Below are 16,155 nucleotides of genomic sequence, written 5' to 3'. Positions count from 1 at the left end.
CCCTTTCTCCTTGCGCCCGCGCCCGCCCGCCCCCCCCCCCCCGCCCCCCGCCCCCCCCCCCCCCCCCCCCCCCCCCCCCCCCCCCCCCACGGTCCGTTCACGCCATCTTCACCACCGGAAGGCGGCCTAACCGGGCCAGTACGTACGGCCCCACGCGCGCGGCCCCGGCTGCGGCAGCGTCCGCCGCGCCACCCGGGCCGGCGCCGACCATTCGTCCGCCACCCGCGGCGCGCCCGACGGTGCCGAAGCCAGCACCGCCGCGCGCGCTTGGACCACCGCCAGTGCGGCGGCCAGCTCCTCGGGCGTCGGATTCCCCTTGACGACCTTGATCACCACAGGACTGCCTCCTAGCGTCCTAGAGGGGGATGTTGCCGTGCTTCTTCGGGGGCAGGGACTCGCGCTTGGTGCGCAGCTGGCGCAGCCCCTTGACCACGTGGGCCCGCGTCTCGGACGGCATGGTCACCGCGTCGATGTACCCGCGCTCGGCGGCCGTGTACGGGTTCAGCAGCGCGTCCTCGTACTCGCTGATGAGCCGCGCCCGGGTCTCCTCGGCGTTGCCCGCCTCCTCCGCCTCGGCGATGGCGCGGCGGTGCAGGATGTTGACCGCGCCCTGCGCGCCCATGACGGCGATCTGGGCCGTCGGCCAGGCCAGGTTCAGGTCCGCGCCGAGGTGCTTGGAGCCCATGACGTCGTACGCGCCGCCGAACGCCTTGCGGGTGATGACGGTGATCAGGGGGACGGTGGCCTCGGCGTACGCGTAGATCAGCTTCGCGCCGCGCCGGATGATTCCGTTGTACTCCTGGTCCGTGCCCGGCAGGAAGCCCGGCACGTCCACGAACGTCAGCACCGGGATGTTGAAGGCGTCGCACGTCCGTACGAAGCGGGCGGCCTTCTCGGAGGCGTTGATGTCCAGGCAGCCGGCGAACTGCATCGGCTGGTTGGCGACGATGCCCACCGGGTGCCCCTCGACCCGGCCGAAGCCGGTGAGGATGTTCGGCGCGAAGAGCGACTGGGTCTCCAGGAACTCCGCGTCGTCGAGCACGTGCTCGATCACGGTGTGCATGTCGTACGGCTGGTTCGCGCTGTCCGGGATCAGGACGTCGAGCTCGCGGTCGGCCTCGTTGACCTCGGTGTCCGCATCCTCCGGGAAGGCGGGCGGCTCGGAGAGGTTGTTCGACGGCAGGTACGCCAGCAGGTTCTTGACGTACTCGATGGCGTCCTTCTCGTCCCCGGCCATGTGGTGGGCCACGCCCGAGGTGGAGTTGTGGGTGCGGGCGCCGCCCAGCTCCTCGAAGCCCACGTCCTCGCCGGTGACCGTCTTGATGACGTCCGGGCCGGTGATGAACATGTGCGAGGTCTGGTCGACCATCACGGTGAAGTCGGTGATGGCGGGGGAGTACACGGCGCCGCCGGCGCAGGGGCCCACGATCAGGCTGATCTGCGGAATGACGCCCGAGGCGTGCACGTTCCGGCGGAAGATCTCGCCGTACATGCCGAGCGCGCTGACGCCCTCCTGGATGCGGGCGCCGCCGGAGTCGTTGATGCCGACGAGCGGGCAGCCGGTCTTCAGCGCGAAGTCCATGACCTTCATGATCTTCTGGCCGTAGACCTCGCCGAGGGCCCCGCCGAAGACGGTGAAGTCCTGCGAGAACACGGCCACCGGGCGGCCGTCCACCGTGCCGTAGCCGGTGACGACGCCGTCGCCGTAGGGGCGGGTCTTCTCCAGCCCGAAGTTGGTCGACCGGTGCCGGGCGAACTCGTCGAGCTCGACGAAGGACCCCTCGTCCAGCAGCAGGGCGACCCGCTCACGTGCCGTCAGCTTCCCCTTGGCGTGCTGCTTCTCCACCGCGCGCGCTGACCCGGCGTGAGTGGCTTCGTCGATGCGGCGCTGCAGGTCCGCGATCTTGCCCGCGGTCGTGTGCATGTCGATCGGCTCTGAGGGTTGTGACATCGGGGTCGCGGCTCCCTGTGTGGTGTCAACTGCCTGGTCAATTGATTGACTACTGCTGGCTACTGGTGCGTAGCGTATCGGCGGGCATGGCGCTCGGCAGTGCGGCGTTTGACACACCTGATGTGGCTTGCTTGGCCTCGCCGTCTTCCCTAGGGGGCGGATTACCGCCCTCGCGGGCGGGCCTTCCTGCTTCATCACGGACTGCCGCGCCGGGATGACCCCGGCGCGGTCTTCCATCCGCTCCACAGGCAGACACCGCCAGCCCGGCGGTCAGAAGGTTGACTGCCGCGTTGCCGTCCCTGTCATGGGTGCTTCCGCAGCGCTCGCACGTCCAGGTGCGGACATTCAGGGGCATCGTGTCGGCTGTGGCTCCGCAGGTCGAGCACCGCTTCGAACCGGGGAACCAGCGGTCCGCGACGATCAGCTCACGCCCGTACCAGTCAGCCTTGTACCCCAGCATCCGCCGCAGCTCACTCCACGCCGCGTCGGTGACGGCCCGGGCCAGCCCGCGGTTCTTCAGCATGTTGAGGACGCGATCCGGGCGTGGATCCTTCCGATGCGGATCCGGGCCTTGGCCCGGTTGCCGCTGCCCTTCTCCTTCCGTGACATGGATCGCTGCGCGCGGGCCAGCCGGTCCCGGTCCCTGCGCTCGTGCTTCGGGTTGGGGATCTTCTCGCCGGTCGACAGGGTCACCAGCGACGTCAGGCCGACGTCGATGCCCACGGCTCGTGTCGAAGGCGGCATCGGGGCAGGGATGTCCTCGCAGAGCACGGAGACGAACCAGCGCCCGGCTGGATCGCGCGAAACGGTGATCGTCGTCGGCTCGGCGTTCTCAGGCAGCGGCCGAGACCAGACGACGTGCAGCGGGCCGGGCACTTTGGCGAGCGTGAGCAGTCCGTCCCGGTAGCGGAACGCCGAGCGGGTGTACTCGGCCGAGGCCCGGGACTTCCGCTTCGACTTGAACCGCGGGTGCTTCGCCCGCTTTCCCCAGAACGCTGCGAAGGCGCTCTGAAGATGCCGGAGGGCCTGCTGAAGGGGGACGCAGGACACGTCGGCCAGGAAGGCCAGCTCCCGTGTCCGCTTCCACTCCGTGAGCATCGCGGAGGTCTGTGCGTAGTTCACCGGCTGCCGGAGCTTCCAGGCCTCGGTGCGGGCGGCGAGTGCAAGGTTGTAGACCTTTCGCACGCACCCGAACGTCCGGGACAGCTCCGCGGCCTGCGCATCGGTAGGGTAAACGCGGAACTTGAATGCCCGCTTCACCGGTGAACTCCCCACGGTCCGGAAGCTAGGGACAGTCATGATCCGAACACAAGCCCGGGTCAAAGCGTCACGTGGCGACACACCGCCGCTCCGTGGCTCCGGCCTCATGGTGTGTTTCCTCCCCGGCCTGAAGGCCGGGGCTTCCACGCAAGGGGAATCTCGATGCCGTCAGACGCTTCCACAGGCCGCTGGTCGAGCCTCGACCGGCCGCCGCTGAACGCCGCCGCGCTGGAGCGGGCCCTCGTCGGGGACGGAGGGCTGTGGTCCTCGGTCGAGGTGGTCGCCGCCACCGGGTCCACCAACACCGATCTCGCGGCCCGGGCCGGGCAGCTGCCCGAGGGGGCCGTGCTCGTCGCCGAGGAGCAGACCGCCGGGCGCGGGCGGCTCGACCGGAGCTGGGTCGCGCCGGCCCGGTCCGGGCTGTTCTTCTCCGTCCTGCTCAAGCCGGGCGACTCCGTACCGCAGGAGCGGTGGGGGTGGCTGACCCTGCTGGCCGGGGTGGCCGCCGCGACCGGGGTGTCCCGGGCCGCAGGCGTGGACACGGCCCTCAAATGGCCCAACGACCTGCTGATCACCGTGGAGGGGGAGGAGCGCAAGACCGGCGGCATCCTCGCCGAGCGCGTGAGCGACGGGGTCGTCCTCGGCATCGGGCTCAACGTCACCCTCACCGAGGACGAGCTGCCCGTACCGGAAGCCGGGTCGCTGATCCTCGCCAAGGCCGCCGTGACGGACCGGGAGCCCCTGCTGAAGGCCGTACTGCGGTCCCTGGAGCACTGGTACGGGGAGTGGCGGGCGGCGGGCGGGGACCCGGCCGCCAGCGGCCTCCAGGAGGCGTACGCGGCGGACTGCGTCACGCTCGGCCGGCACGTACGGGCGGACCTGCCCGGCGGCCGCACGCTCACCGGGACGGCGGAAGCGGTGGACGCGGACGGGCGGCTCGTCGTCCGGACCGCCGAGGACCGGCACGAGACCGTGGGGGCCGGGGACGTGGTGCATCTGCGGTCGGTGCGGTAGCCCGGCCGCAGCTGCGGGAGTGGGGAGTGAGCTACGGCACACCTGCCGTATGGTTTAGGCGATCCCGGTCCTCCCGGCGATCACCCGGTTCGGCAGGGCAGTGCGCACGGAATGGACAGGAGGCGGCCCTTGACCGTCGACGACTCTACGTCCAGCGCGTCCGCCCCCCGGCCCGGCGGCTCGGGGCACACCGGCTCGGGGTCCACCGGCTCGGGGGCCACCAGTCCGGGCACGCCCATCGGGCGCGACCAGCACACTCCCCACCACGAGGTGGACCACACCGCACAGCCGACGGCGGACCCGCTCGCCATCCGGCTGGAGCAGCTGATCCTGGGCGCGGAGCGCCGCTACACCCCCTTCCAGGCGGCCCGCAGCGCCGGCGTCTCGATGGAGCTCGCCTCCCGCTTCTGGCGGGCCATGGGCTTCGCGGACATCGGCCAGGCCAAGGCCCTGACGGAGGCGGACGTACTGGCGCTGCGCCGGCTCGCCGGCCTCGTCGAGGCCGGGCTGCTGAGCGAGCCGATGGCCGTGCAGGTCGCGCGGTCCACCGGGCAGACCACCGCCCGGCTGGCGGAATGGCAGATCGATTCCTTCCTGGAGGGGCTGACGGAGCCGCCGGAGCCGGGAATGACCCGTACGGAGGTCACGTACCCGCTGGTCGAGCTGCTGCTGCCGGAGCTCGAGGAGTTCCTCGTCTACGTGTGGCGCCGCCAGCTGGCTGCGGCCACCGGCCGGGTCGTGCAGGTGGCAGACGACGAGGAGATGGTCGACCGGCGGCTCGCGGTGGGCTTCGCGGACCTGGTGGGCTTCACCCGGCTGACGCGGCGGCTGGAGGAGGAGGAGCTCGGTGAGCTCGTCGAGTCCTTCGAGACGACCTCCGCGGACCTGGTGGCCGCGCACGGCGGCCGGCTGATCAAGACGCTCGGCGACGAGGTGCTGTACGCCGCCGACGACGCGGCGACCGCGGCGGAGATCGCGCTGCGGCTGATCGAGACGATGGAAGCCGATGCCCAGATGCCGGAGCTGCGCGTCGGCATAGCGTTCGGGACGGTGACGACCCGGATGGGCGACGTCTTCGGGACCACCGTGAACCTGGCCTCGCGGCTGACGTCGATAGCGCCGAAGGACGCGGTGCTGGTCGACGGCGCGATGGCGGAGGAGCTGGGCCGGACGGGCGCGGCGCCGGTTTCGGAGAAGGAGGCCGAGGCCGAGGAGGGCGGCGGGGCGTACCGCTTCGCGCTCCAGCCGATGTGGCAGCGCCCGGTGCGCGGGCTCGGGGTCGTGGAGCCCTGGTCGCTGACGCGGCGGAAGCCTAAGATCCCCGGGTAACGTTCGTTAACCGGGAGGGTCTCTGTGTCTGAGTTCGTGGCTGTGCGCCGGCATGAGGACGGGGTCGCGGAGCTGGTCCTGGACCGGCCGAAGGCGATGAACGCCGTCTCGACGGACATGGCGCGGGCCATCGGCGACGCCTGTGCGGCGCTCGCGGCGGACGCGTCGGTACGGGTGGTCGTGCTCGCGTCGACCGCCGAGCGGGCGTTCTGCGTCGGGGCCGACCTCAAGGAGCGCAATTCCCTGTCGGACGCCGAGCTGGTGCAGCAGCGGCCGACCACGCGGGGCGCGTACGGGGGCGTGCTGGAGCTGCCGATGCCGACGATCGCGGCGGTGCACGGCTTCGCGCTGGGCGGCGGCTTCGAGCTGGCGCTGGCGTGCGACGTGATCGTGGCGGACGAGACGGCGGTGGTCGGCCTGCCGGAGGTCTCCGTGGGCGTGATCCCGGGCGGCGGCGGCACGCAGCTGCTGCCGCGGCGCGTGGGTGCGGCGCGGGCGGCGGAACTGATCTTCACGGCGCGGCGGGTGGAGGCGGCGGAGGCGCTGTCGCTGGGCCTGGTCGACTCGGTGGTCCCGGCGGGCACGGACCGGGCCGAAGCGCTCGCCCTCGCGGCCCGCATGGCTGCGAACTCCCCGGTCGGCCTGCGGGCGGCGAAGCGGGCCCTGCGCCTGGGTCACGGTATGGACCTGACGGCCGGCCTGGAGATCGAGGACGCGGCCTGGCGGACGGTGGCCTTCTCGGGAGACCGCGCGGAGGGTGTGGCGGCGTTCAACGAAAAGCGCAAGCCGCAGTGGCCGGGCGTCTGACGGGGCCACTCGGCGGCGGTCCTGCACGGGGCGTTCGTGGCCCCGGGTCCGGATGTCCGCTTCGATTTTATGCGCGGGGGTGTGTTCCGGCAGGTCGGGCGGCTTCTCCCTGTGGTCCTGCCCCGCGCTCCGATGCTGCATCGAGCAGCACGAGATCGGACGAAACTCCCTAACCTGGGGTGATGGGAGTCGACGGGCGGCTGCGAGCCGTCGTGGGCCTGGCGCAGGCCATGGCCGCCGCGTGCGCGCCGCGGGACAGTGTCCGGGCAGCCGCCCGCGGGGCCCGCCTCGCGATGGACGGCTCGTTCGCGGCGATCTCCGCGTGGGAGCGCGAGCGGGGCCGGCTGCGGGTCCTCGTGAACGAGGGGGAGCTGCGGGCCGGGGAGGAGACGTTCCCCGAGGACGAGTCGTACCCCGTCCACGACTTTCCCGAGATCACCGAGTTCCTGCACGAGCGGTGGGTCGGGGGCGGGGGGCCGCACGCCTGGGTGGAAGGGGCCGGCGGCGGGCGGCCCGGCAGGCGCGGCGAGGCCCTGCGCCGCCGCGGCCGCGGCACCTGCGTCGTCGCGCCCATCGTCCTCAGCGGGCGCGCCTGGGGCGAGCTGTACGTCGCCCGCGACGACGGCCTGCCCGACTTCGACGAGGACGACGCGGAGTTCGCGACCGTCCTGGCCGCCGTCGTCGCGGCCGGGCTCGCGCAGAACGAGCGGCTCGAAGAGGCCCGCCGCCTCGCCTACACCGATCCGCTGACCGGCCTGGCCAACCGCCGCGCCGTGGACATGCGGCTCGACGAGGCCCTGGAGGAGCACCGGCGCAGCGCCGCCGTGGTCAGCCTGGTGGTGTGCGACCTGAACGGGCTCAAGAAGGTCAACGACACCCTCGGGCACGCCATGGGCGACCGGCTGCTGGAGCGGTTCGGTTCCGTGCTCAGCCTCTGCGGGGCCATGCTGCCGGGCGCCCTCGCCGCCCGCCTCGGCGGCGACGAGTTCTGCCTGGTGAGCGTCGGGCCCCCCGCCGACGAGGTGGTCAGGGTGACCGAGGAGCTGTGCCTGCGCGCCGCCGAGCTGGAGCTCGGGGAGGGTGTCGCCTGCGGGGTCGCGTCCACCGGGGACCCGATCGGGCTCGTGAAGTCCTCCCGCCGGCTGTTCCGGCTTGCCGACGCCGCCCAGTACAAGGCCAAGGCCGCCCGCTCGCCGAAGCCCGTCGTCGCAGGCCGGGACACCGCCGTCGTCCGGCTGGCGGATGCCGCCCAGCAGGAGGCGCCCGGAGAGCGCCGCCGCTTCCGCGGCCGGGCGTAGGGCCGGGGGCAGGCCGGGCGTAGGCCTTGTGGCGGAGGCGTAAGGGTCCCTCGTGAAACTTGCTAGTGACATGAAGCGATTCAGTCCGTAGGCTGCTGAATATGGATATGCACACTGTCGTGGTGGGGACCTCCGGGACCACCGCCGAGGACGTCATCGCCGTCGCCCGCGGCAACGCGCGGATCGAGCTGTCCGGCGAGGCGCTCGACGCCCTCGCCCGCGCCCGCGAGATCGTCGACGCCCTCGCCGCCAAGCCCGAACCCGTCTACGGGGTGTCCACCGGCTTCGGGGCCCTCGCCTCCCGGCACATCAGCCCCGAGCTGCGCGCCCAGCTCCAGCGCAACATCGTCCGCTCGCACGCCGCCGGCATGGGCCCGCGCGTCGAGCGGGAGGTCGTGCGCGCCCTGATGTTCCTGCGCCTGAAGACCGTCGCCTCCGGGCACACGGGCGTCCGGCCGTCCGTCGCGCAGACGATGGCCGACGTGCTCAACGCCGGCATCACGCCCGTCGTCCACGAGTACGGCTCGCTCGGCTGCTCCGGCGACCTCGCGCCGCTCTCGCACTGCGCGCTCACCCTGATGGGCGAAGGCGACGCCGAGGGTCCTGACGGGGTCGTGCGCCCCGCGGGCGAGCTGCTCGCCGCGGCCGGGATCGAGCCGGTCGTGCTGAAGGAGAAGGAGGGCCTCGCCCTCCTCAACGGCACCGACGGCATGCTCGGCATGCTGGTCATGGCCCTCGCCGACCTCGACAAGCTGTACAAGTCCGCCGACATCACCGCCGCGCTGACCCTCGAGGCGCTGCTCGGCACCGAGAAGGTGCTGGCGCCCGAGCTGCACGCCATCCGCCCGCACCCGGGCCAGGGCGCCTCCGCCGCCAACATGGCCGCCGTGCTGAAGGGCTCCGGGCTCACCGGGCACTTCCAGGAGGAGTCCGCCCCGCGCGTGCAGGACGCGTACTCGGTGCGCTGCGCCCCGCAGGTCGCCGGCGCCGGCCGCGACACCATGGCGCACGCCGCCCTGGTCGCCTCGCGCGAGCTGGCCTCCGCCGTCGACAACCCGGTGGTGCTGCCCGACGGGCGCGTGGAGTCCAACGGCAACTTCCACGGCGCCCCGGTCGCGTACGTCCTGGACTTCCTGGCCATCGCGGCGGCCGACCTCGGCTCCATCGCCGAGCGCCGCACCGACCGGCTGCTCGACAAGAACCGCTCGCACGGCCTGCCGCCGTTCCTGGCGGACGACGCCGGTGTCGACTCCGGTCTGATGATCGCCCAGTACACGCAGGCCGCCCTGGTCAGCGAGATGAAGCGGCTGGCCGTGCCGGCCTCCGCCGACTCGATCCCGTCCTCCGCCATGCAGGAGGACCACGTCTCGATGGGCTGGTCGGCCGCGCGCAAGCTCCGTACCGCCATCGACAACCTGACGCGGATCATCGCGATCGAGCTGTACGCGGCCACCCGCGCCATCGAGCTGCGTCACGGGCTCACCGCGGCCCCGGCCAGCCTGGCGGCCATCGCGGCTGCTCGGGCGGCGGGCGTGGAGGGTCCCGGGCCGGATCGTTTCCTCGCCCCCGACCTGGCGGCCGCCGACGCGTTCGTCCGTACGGGCGGCCTCGTGGCCGCGGTGGAGCCGGTGACGGGTCCGCTCGCCTAGCCGTATCGCTGCCGCGAAGGGCCGGCCCCGGGAATCGTCTCCCGGGGCCGGCCCTTCGGTGTCTTCGGTGTCCTTCGGTGTCTGCTCGTACGGGCCTACCCGCGCGAGCGGCGTACGGAGAAGGTGACGAACCCGGCCCCGAGGCCCAGGCAGAGCGTGCCGCCCAGCAGGTACGGGGTGGTGTCGATCCCGCCGGTGTCGGCGAGCCCGAGGGGGATCTTGCCGGCGCTCTGCGGGGAGGCGCCCGCGGGATCGGCCTCGAGGGTCGTCACCGATCCGGGCCCGGACACGGACCCGGACACTGATCCGGGCGCGTTCGCGGACTCCGGCGCGGCGGAACCGGAATCGGACGCCGTGGAACCGGGCGCCGCGGACCCCGGTGCGGTGGCGTTGGCCGAGGGCACGAACCAGAGGGCGGCGAGAAGGGTGGTCGCTCCGAGAGCGGTGAGCAGCGGTCGACGTGCGGACACGGGGCGATCCCCCTTGCGGAAGCAGCGAATTGGCCGTGTGCGGTGATGCTACGGACAAGGGCGGGTCGTGGGAAAGTCGGGGCTTCCTCGGGCTTAGTCTCCGTCGTATGAACCCTTCTGACACATCACGATACGTACGGCTTCGGGTGGATTTGGTACTGGAGGTGCCCGACCCCGAGGCGCTCACCGGAGCCGCACTCGAGCACATCGACGCCGACGAGTTCATGCCGGACGAGGAGCGCGGCCACGCCGAGTCGGCCGTACGGGAGGACGAGTCGGAGGCCCTCGCGTACCTCGTCGACCCCACTGACCTGGTCGCGGACATCCCCGGCGTGGAGCTGGCGCAGGCCTCCTGGAGCAGCGAGCCCGTCGAATACGACCCCGAGTCCATGGAGTGGGACCTGGGCGAGGAAGATGGGGACTTCGACGAAGAGACGACCGACAACGCCTGACCGTGTGGTTGCCCACATTCAAACGGAATGTGGAACCGATCCGGGCCTCCAACGCGTTGACTGGTGCGAGGCAGGGGGCGTGTCTCCCTGCCTTGATCGGGGCACCACCCGGCGGCAGCCGGGGGAAGCTCGGGGGTTCAGGCAACGATGGAGTGGCGTGTGAGGACGGACAAGAAGCGGCGGAGAAGGTCCCTCGTGGCCATATCCGCCGTACTCGGTGGCGTGCTGGTGCTCTCGGCGTGCGGCGGTGGCGACGACAAGCCCAAGGGCGGCGGGGACGCGAGCAGCAAGTCCCAGTCGGACGTGGACGCGGCCGCGGCCAAGGACGCCTCCAAGGCCAAGATGACGATCACGCCCAAGGACGGCGCGACCAACGTCGGCCTCAACGACGCGACCGCCGTCGCCGTCAGTGACGGGACCCTCACGGCGGTCGAGCTGAAGACCTCCGAGGGCGCGGCCGTGCCCGGCAAGATAGCCGCCGACGGCAAGAGCTGGAAGCCGGACGCCGCGCTGAAGCGCTCCACGAAGTACGCCCTGTCGGCGACCGCCAAGGACGCCTCCGGCAAGGAAGCGCACGAGAACGCCTCCTTCACCACCATCTCCCCGGAGAACAGCTTCGTCGGCTCGTTCATACCGGACGACGGCCAGACCGTCGGCGTGGGCATGCCGGTCTCGATCACGTTCAACAAGGCGATCAAGGACCAGAAGGCCGTCCAGGCGGCCATCTCCGTCACCTCCAGCAGCGGCCAGGAGGTCGTCGGGCACTGGTTCAGCCCGCAGCGCCTGGACTTCCGCCCCGAGCAGTACTGGCAGGCCGGCTCCACCGTCACGCTGAAGCTGGCGCTGGACGGGGTGCAGGGCGCCCCCGGCGTCCAGGGCGTGCAGAACCGGACCGCCACCTTCAAGATCGGCCGCAGCCAGGTCTCCACGGTCGACGCGAAGACGAAGAAGATGACCGTCACCCGGGACGGCGCGGTCCTCAAGACCATCCCGATCTCGGCGGGCTCCCCGGAGAACCCGACGTACAACGGCCAGATGGTGATCTCCGAGAAGTTCAAGGAGACCCGGATGGACGGCTCGACCGTCGGCTTCAAGAACAGCGAGGGCAAGGGCGAGTACGACATCAAGGACGTTCCGCACGCGATGCGGCTGTCCCAGTCCGGCACGTTCATCCACGGCAACTACTGGGGATCGGACTCGATCTTCGGCAGCGTGAACACGAGCCACGGCTGTGTCGGTCTGAACGACGCCCAGGGTGCCAACGACCCCAACCAGCCCGCAGCCTGGTTCTACGACAACTCGCTGATTGGTGACGTGGTCACGGTGGTCAACTCGCCGGACAAGACCATCAAGCCGGAAAACGGCCTCAACGGCTGGAACATGAGCTGGGCGGACTGGAAGGCCGGCGCGGCCTCCTGATCCCCTGACCTGCGGACCTCTGGTCCCGATCGAACCCCGCGGATGGCGGGGAGCCCCTGACGGAGGCTCCCCGCCATCGGCCGTTTTTCCAGGGGTCAAAGGCCCGTTTCAGGGGCTAAGGTCCGGATCATGCCCCAGCACCTTGCCCCCACCCAGCTGTCCGTACCGCCGACCGACGCCGAGGTGGACGCCTGGGCGGCCGTCCTGACCGCTGCACAGGCCGCCGACCTGCCCGGCGTACCCGTACCGACCCGGACGGAGATCGCGGGGCGGCTCCGCGTGGCGCCGACCACCGGCCGCTTCGCGCACTTCGCGGCGGACGGGGGCGTGGCGAGCCTGCTCCTGTTCACGGACGCCGCCAACGCGCACACCGCCTCGCTGGACGTGCTGCAGGTACGTCCGGACGCGCGGGGGCGGGGGATCGGCACGGCCCTGTGGCACCGGGTCCGCGAGGAACTGCTGGCCGAGGGCCGCACCTCCGTCTCCACGATGGCCGACCTGGGCGGGGCGGGGCAGGCGTTCGCCGAGTCGCTGGGCTTCGAGAACGTGCTGCCGCTCGCCTGGTACGTGCAGGACGTGCGGGACGCGCGGGACGCGCGGGACGTGGCGGCGGGGCCGGGGGCCACGGAGCCCGAACTCCCCGCCGGCTACGAGCTGCTGTGCTGGGAAGGCCTGGTCCCGGACGCGTGGGTGGCCGCGGCCGCCGTCGCCCACGGGTCGATGGAGGACGCGCCGACCGGGGACATGGACGAGCAGACCCCGACCTGGACCCCGGAGCGCGTGCACACGGTGCAGCGGCTGGTCCTGGACCGCGGCGGCCGGATGCTCATGGCCGCGGCGGTGACCCCCGCCGGCGAGGTGGCCGCGTACACGTCCCTGGTGCTCCCGGACCCGGCCGCCCTGCGCGCCCTCCAGTACGACACGGTGGTCGTCCCCGCCCACCGCGGCCGCGGCCTCGGGCGCGCGGTCAAGATCCGCATGCTGGCGGAGGCCGCGGCCCGCTTCCCCACCCTCCGCGAGATCGCCACCTCGGTGGCCGACGAGAACACCCCGATGCGCGCCGTGAACGCCGCCCTGGGCTACCGCCGCGAACGCGGGGCGGGCATCTTCCAGATCAAGCTGTAGCCCCGTCCGGGGACGAAGCGGCGGACGGGGCCGCAGGGGCGGCAGACGGAGCCGACCAGGAGGCCAGCAGCTGGAGCGCGTCCGCCGAGGGCGAGCCCGGCACGGCGTGGAAGGTCACCAGGAACTGCGCCGAATCGTCCGGCAGCGCCAGCGTCTCGAAGGCCAGGTCTAGCTCACCCACCAGCGGGTGCCGCAGCCGCTTCACCCCGTGCGTCTTGTTGTCCGCCACCGTGTGCGCCGCCCACAGCCGCCGGAACTCCTCGTTCTTCACCGACAGTTCCCCGACCAGCGCGGACAGCTGCTCGTCCTCCGGGTGCTGGCCCGCGTACATGCGCAGGTTGCTCACCACCTCGCAGGCCCGGCACTCCCACTCCACGTACAGCTCGGCCGTCGCCGGGTCCAGGAACACCTGCCGTACGAGGTTCCGCTCCTGCGGCGGCAGCGCCCCGAAATCGCCGAAGACCGCGGCCGCCAGCCGGTTCCAGCCGATCACGTCCTGACGCCGCCCCACCAGGTACGCCGGCACCCCCTCCATCGCGTCCAGCAGCGTCCGCAGCTCCGGGCGGACGTGCTGCGCCCGGTGCTGCTTGCCGCGGTGCCGGCGGGGCCGGGGGCTGGCCAGGTGGTTCAGGTGGGCCGTCTCCGTGCCGTCCAGGCGCAGGGCGCGGGCGATCGCGTCCAGCACCTCCGCCGACACGTTCTGCCCGTGCCCCTGCTCGAGCCGCGTGTAGTACGCCACCGATACGCCCGCCAGCTGCGCCAGTTCCTCGCGGCGCAGCCCGGGCACGCGGCGGTGGCGCCCGTAGTCCGGCAGGCCCACGTCCTCGGGGCGCAGCCGTGCACGGCGGGAACGGAGGAACTCGCCGAGCTCGGCACGCTGATCAAGCTGGTCCATGACGCCAGTATCGCCGGGCGTCCCGCGCGGCGCGGTCCTGTTCCTGACCCCGCCAGGGGTAGGACCGCCAGTCCTAGGCAGGACAGGGGCGTGGTTGCCGACGACCCGAGCCGGGATCGTTCGTTGCACGCAGACCGTCCGAAGCAGTGTTCGAGGAGTCTTCACCCATGTCCGTCACCCAGGTCGCCGCCTACGCCGCTCCCGCCGCGAAGGCCCCGCTGGAGCGCACCACCGTCCCGCGCCGCCCCGTCGGCGAGCACGACGTCCTCATCGAGATCAAGTACGCCGGCATCTGCCACTCCGACATCCACCAGGTCCGCGACGGGTGGGGCGAGGGCATCTACCCGATGGTCCCGGGCCACGAGATCGCCGGCGTCGTCACCGAAGTCGGCCCGGGCGTCACGAAGTTCGCGGTCGGCGACCACGTCGGCGTCGGCTGCTTCGTCGACTCCTGCCGTGAGTGCGAGTACTGCCTGCGCGGGCAGGAGCAGTACTGCGCGCAGGGCATGACCGGCACGTACAACGCCCGTGACAGGAAGGGCGACCCGACGTACGGCGGCTACTCCACGCACGTCGTCGTCGACGAGAACTACACCGTCCGCATCCCCGACGGCCTCGCCCTCGACGTCGCCGCCCCGCTGCTGTGCGCCGGGATCACCCTCTACTCGCCGCTCAAGCACTGGCAGGCGGGCCCGGGCAAGAAGGTCGCGATCGTCGGTCTCGGCGGCCTCGGCCACATGGGCGTGAAGATCGCGGCCGCGCTCGGCGCGGAGGTCACCGTCCTCTCCCAGTCCCTGCGCAAGCAGGAGGACGGCCTGCGGCTCGGCGCCTCGCACTACTACGCCACGAGCGACGAGACCACCTTCGAGAAGCTGGCCGGCAGCTTCGACCTGGTCGTCTCGACCGTCTCGGCGCCGCTCGGCCTCGACGCGTACCTCGGCCTGCTGAAGGTCGACGGCGCGCTGGTGAACGTCGGCGCCCCGGAGGAGCCGGTCGAGCTGAACCTGTTCTCCGTCATCACCGGCCGCAAGACCCTCGCCGGCTCGATGATCGGCGGCATCGCCGAGACCCAGGAGATGCTGGACTTCTGCGCCGAGCACGGCCTGGGCTCCGAGATCGAACTGATCCGCGCCGAGCAGATCAACGAGGCCTACGAGCGCGTCCTGGCGAGCGACGTCCGCTACCGCTTCGTCATCGACGCCTCGACGATCTGACGGGCCTGCTCCAGCGCGGCCGCGAGCCGGTCCCGGGCGGCCGTCTGCACGGCGATCCGCGCCTCCAGGACCGCGAGCCGCTCCCGGGCCACCGCCAGTCCCTTCGGGGACGGCGGCCCGGCGGCCACGTCACCGTCCAAGCAGTCCAGGAAGACCCGTACGTCGTCCAGCGTCAGCCCCGCGTCCAGCAGGGTCCGGATGTTGCGGACCCGTACGGCGGCTCCGGCGTCGTAGACGCGGTAGCCGTTGGGACTCCGCCCGGAGGAGATCAGTCCGGCCTGCTCGTAGTGGCGCAGGGCGCGCGGGGTGGTCCCGGTCGCCTCCGCGAGTTCCCCGATCAGCATGCGTCCATGGTGGCCGAGGGGCGGCACCGCCGGGCCGCCGGGGTCGGGCCATCGGGGTCAGGCCGACAGCGCCCCGCCGTCCACCGGGAGCACGACGCCGGTCACGAACGACGCCGCCGGGTCGGCGAGCCGGGTGACCGCCCACGCGACCTCCTCCGGCCGGCCCACCCGCCCCATCGGGGTCCGGGCCACCTGCCAGGCTCGCACCTCGGCGGCCCGTTCGGGGCTCAGCCCCTGGTGCGCGGCGATCGGGGTGTCCACCGCCCCTGGCGCGACTGCCGCGACCCGGACGCCGCGCGGGGCGAGCTCCACGGCCCAGCTGCGGGTCAGGGTGTCCAGAGCGGCCTTGGTGGCGGCGTAGAAGGAGTTCCCGGGCCAGCCGCGCTGCCCGATGGTGGTGGTGATGTTCACGACGACCCCGGCCGCGGCGGCCTCCAGGGCGGGGAGCGCGGCCTGGGTGAGGAGCACGGGGGCCAGCAGGTTGGTGGCCAGCTGCGCGGACAGGTCCGGCTCGGTGAGGCTCCCGAGGGGGCCGCTGCGTACGATCCCGGCGTTGTTGACGAGCACGTCGATGCGGCCGTGGGCGGCCAGGACGGCCCGGACGATCCGCTCGGGCCCGCCGGGGGCGGTCAGGTCGACGGCCAGCGGGTGGATGCCCGGGTGGCCCTCGGCCGTCCCGGCGAGCGCCTCGGGGCGCCGACCGACGACGACCACACGGTCGCCGCCGTCGGCGAAGGCGCGTGCGGTGGCGCGCCCGATACCGGTGCCCCCGCCGGTGACGAGGATGAGCCGCTGTGGGGTCCTGCTGCTGATGTCCATGGAGAGAGGGAACAACCCTCCCCCCAACGACAAGGTCAAGCGTCCGACCTGCAGCCGCTGCCGAACGGGGGGAGCAGCGGTGGATGCTGCGCTCCGTCCGGCGGCGGAC

Annotated in this window: 15 protein-coding genes and 1 pseudogene; 9 read left to right on the top strand and 7 right to left on the bottom strand. The window is 72.3% G+C overall.

The annotated features are described in order from the left end of the window. Positions 1 to 126: 126 nt before the first annotated feature. The 3 genes and pseudogenes from ACZ49B_RS06490 to ACZ49B_RS06480 form a co-directional block, all read right to left on the bottom strand. On the bottom strand, positions 127 to 333 hold the full coding sequence (locus ACZ49B_RS06490) for an acyl-CoA carboxylase epsilon subunit (protein WP_468301559.1): 207 nt from the start codon (positions 331 to 333) through the stop codon (positions 127 to 129). A 22-nt stretch (positions 334 to 355) separates the two neighbouring features. Further along, complete coding sequence (locus ACZ49B_RS06485; RefSeq protein WP_468301040.1) at positions 356 to 1,951, bottom strand: acyl-CoA carboxylase subunit beta; 1,596 nt, start codon at positions 1,949 to 1,951, stop codon at positions 356 to 358. Positions 1,952 to 2,000: 49 nt separating this feature from the next. Next, positions 2,001 to 3,250, bottom strand: a pseudogene (locus tag ACZ49B_RS06480) (RNA-guided endonuclease InsQ/TnpB family protein). 123 nt (positions 3,251 to 3,373) lie between these two features. Here ACZ49B_RS06480 and ACZ49B_RS06475 point away from each other — a divergent pair. The 5 genes from ACZ49B_RS06475 (at position 3,374) to hutH (ending at position 9,308) form a co-directional block, all read left to right on the top strand. Further along, positions 3,374 to 4,225, top strand: a complete 852-nt coding sequence (locus tag ACZ49B_RS06475) for a biotin--[acetyl-CoA-carboxylase] ligase (RefSeq protein ID WP_468301037.1) — start codon at positions 3,374 to 3,376, stop codon at positions 4,223 to 4,225. Positions 4,226 to 4,354: 129 nt separating this feature from the next. Further along, positions 4,355 to 5,554, top strand: a complete 1,200-nt coding sequence (locus tag ACZ49B_RS06470) for an adenylate/guanylate cyclase domain-containing protein (protein ID WP_468301034.1) — start codon at positions 4,355 to 4,357, stop codon at positions 5,552 to 5,554. A gap of 24 nt (positions 5,555 to 5,578) precedes the next feature. Next, a complete protein-coding gene (locus ACZ49B_RS06465) occupies positions 5,579 to 6,361 on the top strand; it encodes an enoyl-CoA hydratase/isomerase family protein (RefSeq protein ID WP_468301031.1) in 783 nt (260 codons plus the stop codon). Between the two features lie 182 nt (positions 6,362 to 6,543). Then, a complete protein-coding gene (locus tag ACZ49B_RS06460; RefSeq protein ID WP_468301028.1) occupies positions 6,544 to 7,659 on the top strand; it encodes a GGDEF domain-containing protein in 1,116 nt (371 codons plus the stop codon). Between the two features lie 107 nt (positions 7,660 to 7,766). Further along, positions 7,767 to 9,308: a histidine ammonia-lyase gene (gene hutH, locus ACZ49B_RS06455; RefSeq protein ID WP_468301556.1), complete on the top strand. Its 1,542-nt coding sequence runs from the start codon at positions 7,767 to 7,769 to the stop codon at positions 9,306 to 9,308. Positions 9,309 to 9,403: 95 nt separating this feature from the next. On the opposite strand, the gene ACZ49B_RS06450 is transcribed toward hutH, so the two are convergent. Continuing rightward, positions 9,404 to 9,778 carry a hypothetical protein gene (locus ACZ49B_RS06450; RefSeq protein ID WP_468301025.1) on the bottom strand — a complete coding sequence of 125 codons (375 nt, stop codon included), beginning with the start codon at positions 9,776 to 9,778 and terminating at the stop codon, positions 9,404 to 9,406. A gap of 146 nt (positions 9,779 to 9,924) precedes the next feature. On the opposite strand from ACZ49B_RS06450, the gene ACZ49B_RS06445 reads away from it, so the two are divergent. From ACZ49B_RS06445 to ACZ49B_RS06435, 3 genes are all read left to right on the top strand, one after another. Continuing rightward, positions 9,925 to 10,230: a hypothetical protein gene (locus ACZ49B_RS06445; protein ID WP_468301023.1), complete on the top strand. Its 306-nt coding sequence runs from the start codon at positions 9,925 to 9,927 to the stop codon at positions 10,228 to 10,230. Positions 10,231 to 10,377: 147 nt separating this feature from the next. Further along, positions 10,378 to 11,649 carry a L,D-transpeptidase gene (locus ACZ49B_RS06440; RefSeq protein ID WP_468301020.1) on the top strand — a complete coding sequence of 424 codons (1,272 nt, stop codon included), beginning with the start codon at positions 10,378 to 10,380 and terminating at the stop codon, positions 11,647 to 11,649. A gap of 129 nt (positions 11,650 to 11,778) precedes the next feature. After that, positions 11,779 to 12,774 carry a GNAT family N-acetyltransferase gene (locus ACZ49B_RS06435; RefSeq protein ID WP_468301017.1) on the top strand — a complete coding sequence of 332 codons (996 nt, stop codon included), beginning with the start codon at positions 11,779 to 11,781 and terminating at the stop codon, positions 12,772 to 12,774. On the opposite strand, the gene ACZ49B_RS06430 is transcribed toward ACZ49B_RS06435, so the two are convergent. Continuing rightward, on the bottom strand, positions 12,764 to 13,669 hold the full coding sequence (locus tag ACZ49B_RS06430; protein WP_468301014.1) for a helix-turn-helix transcriptional regulator: 906 nt from the start codon (positions 13,667 to 13,669) through the stop codon (positions 12,764 to 12,766). The genes ACZ49B_RS06435 and ACZ49B_RS06430 overlap by 11 nt on opposite strands. Before the next feature lie 167 nt (positions 13,670 to 13,836). On the opposite strand from ACZ49B_RS06430, the gene ACZ49B_RS06425 reads away from it, so the two are divergent. After that, entirely contained in the window at positions 13,837 to 14,883 is a 1,047-nt protein-coding gene (locus tag ACZ49B_RS06425; RefSeq protein WP_468301011.1) for an NAD(P)-dependent alcohol dehydrogenase, read from the top strand. Here the strand turns inward: ACZ49B_RS06425 and ACZ49B_RS06420 are convergent. Continuing rightward, positions 14,850 to 15,227, bottom strand: a complete 378-nt coding sequence (locus ACZ49B_RS06420) for a MerR family transcriptional regulator (RefSeq protein ID WP_468301009.1) — start codon at positions 15,225 to 15,227, stop codon at positions 14,850 to 14,852. The genes ACZ49B_RS06425 and ACZ49B_RS06420 overlap by 34 nt on opposite strands. A gap of 57 nt (positions 15,228 to 15,284) precedes the next feature. Beyond that, positions 15,285 to 16,046, bottom strand: a complete 762-nt coding sequence (locus ACZ49B_RS06415) for an SDR family NAD(P)-dependent oxidoreductase (protein WP_468301006.1) — start codon at positions 16,044 to 16,046, stop codon at positions 15,285 to 15,287. Positions 16,047 to 16,155 lie beyond the last annotated feature (109 nt).

It is taken from the genome of Streptomyces sp. NPDC031132 (assembly GCF_055570595.1).
The sequence above is the reverse complement of the archived record's forward strand: the minus strand, read 5'-3'. Positions and strand labels throughout refer to the sequence as shown.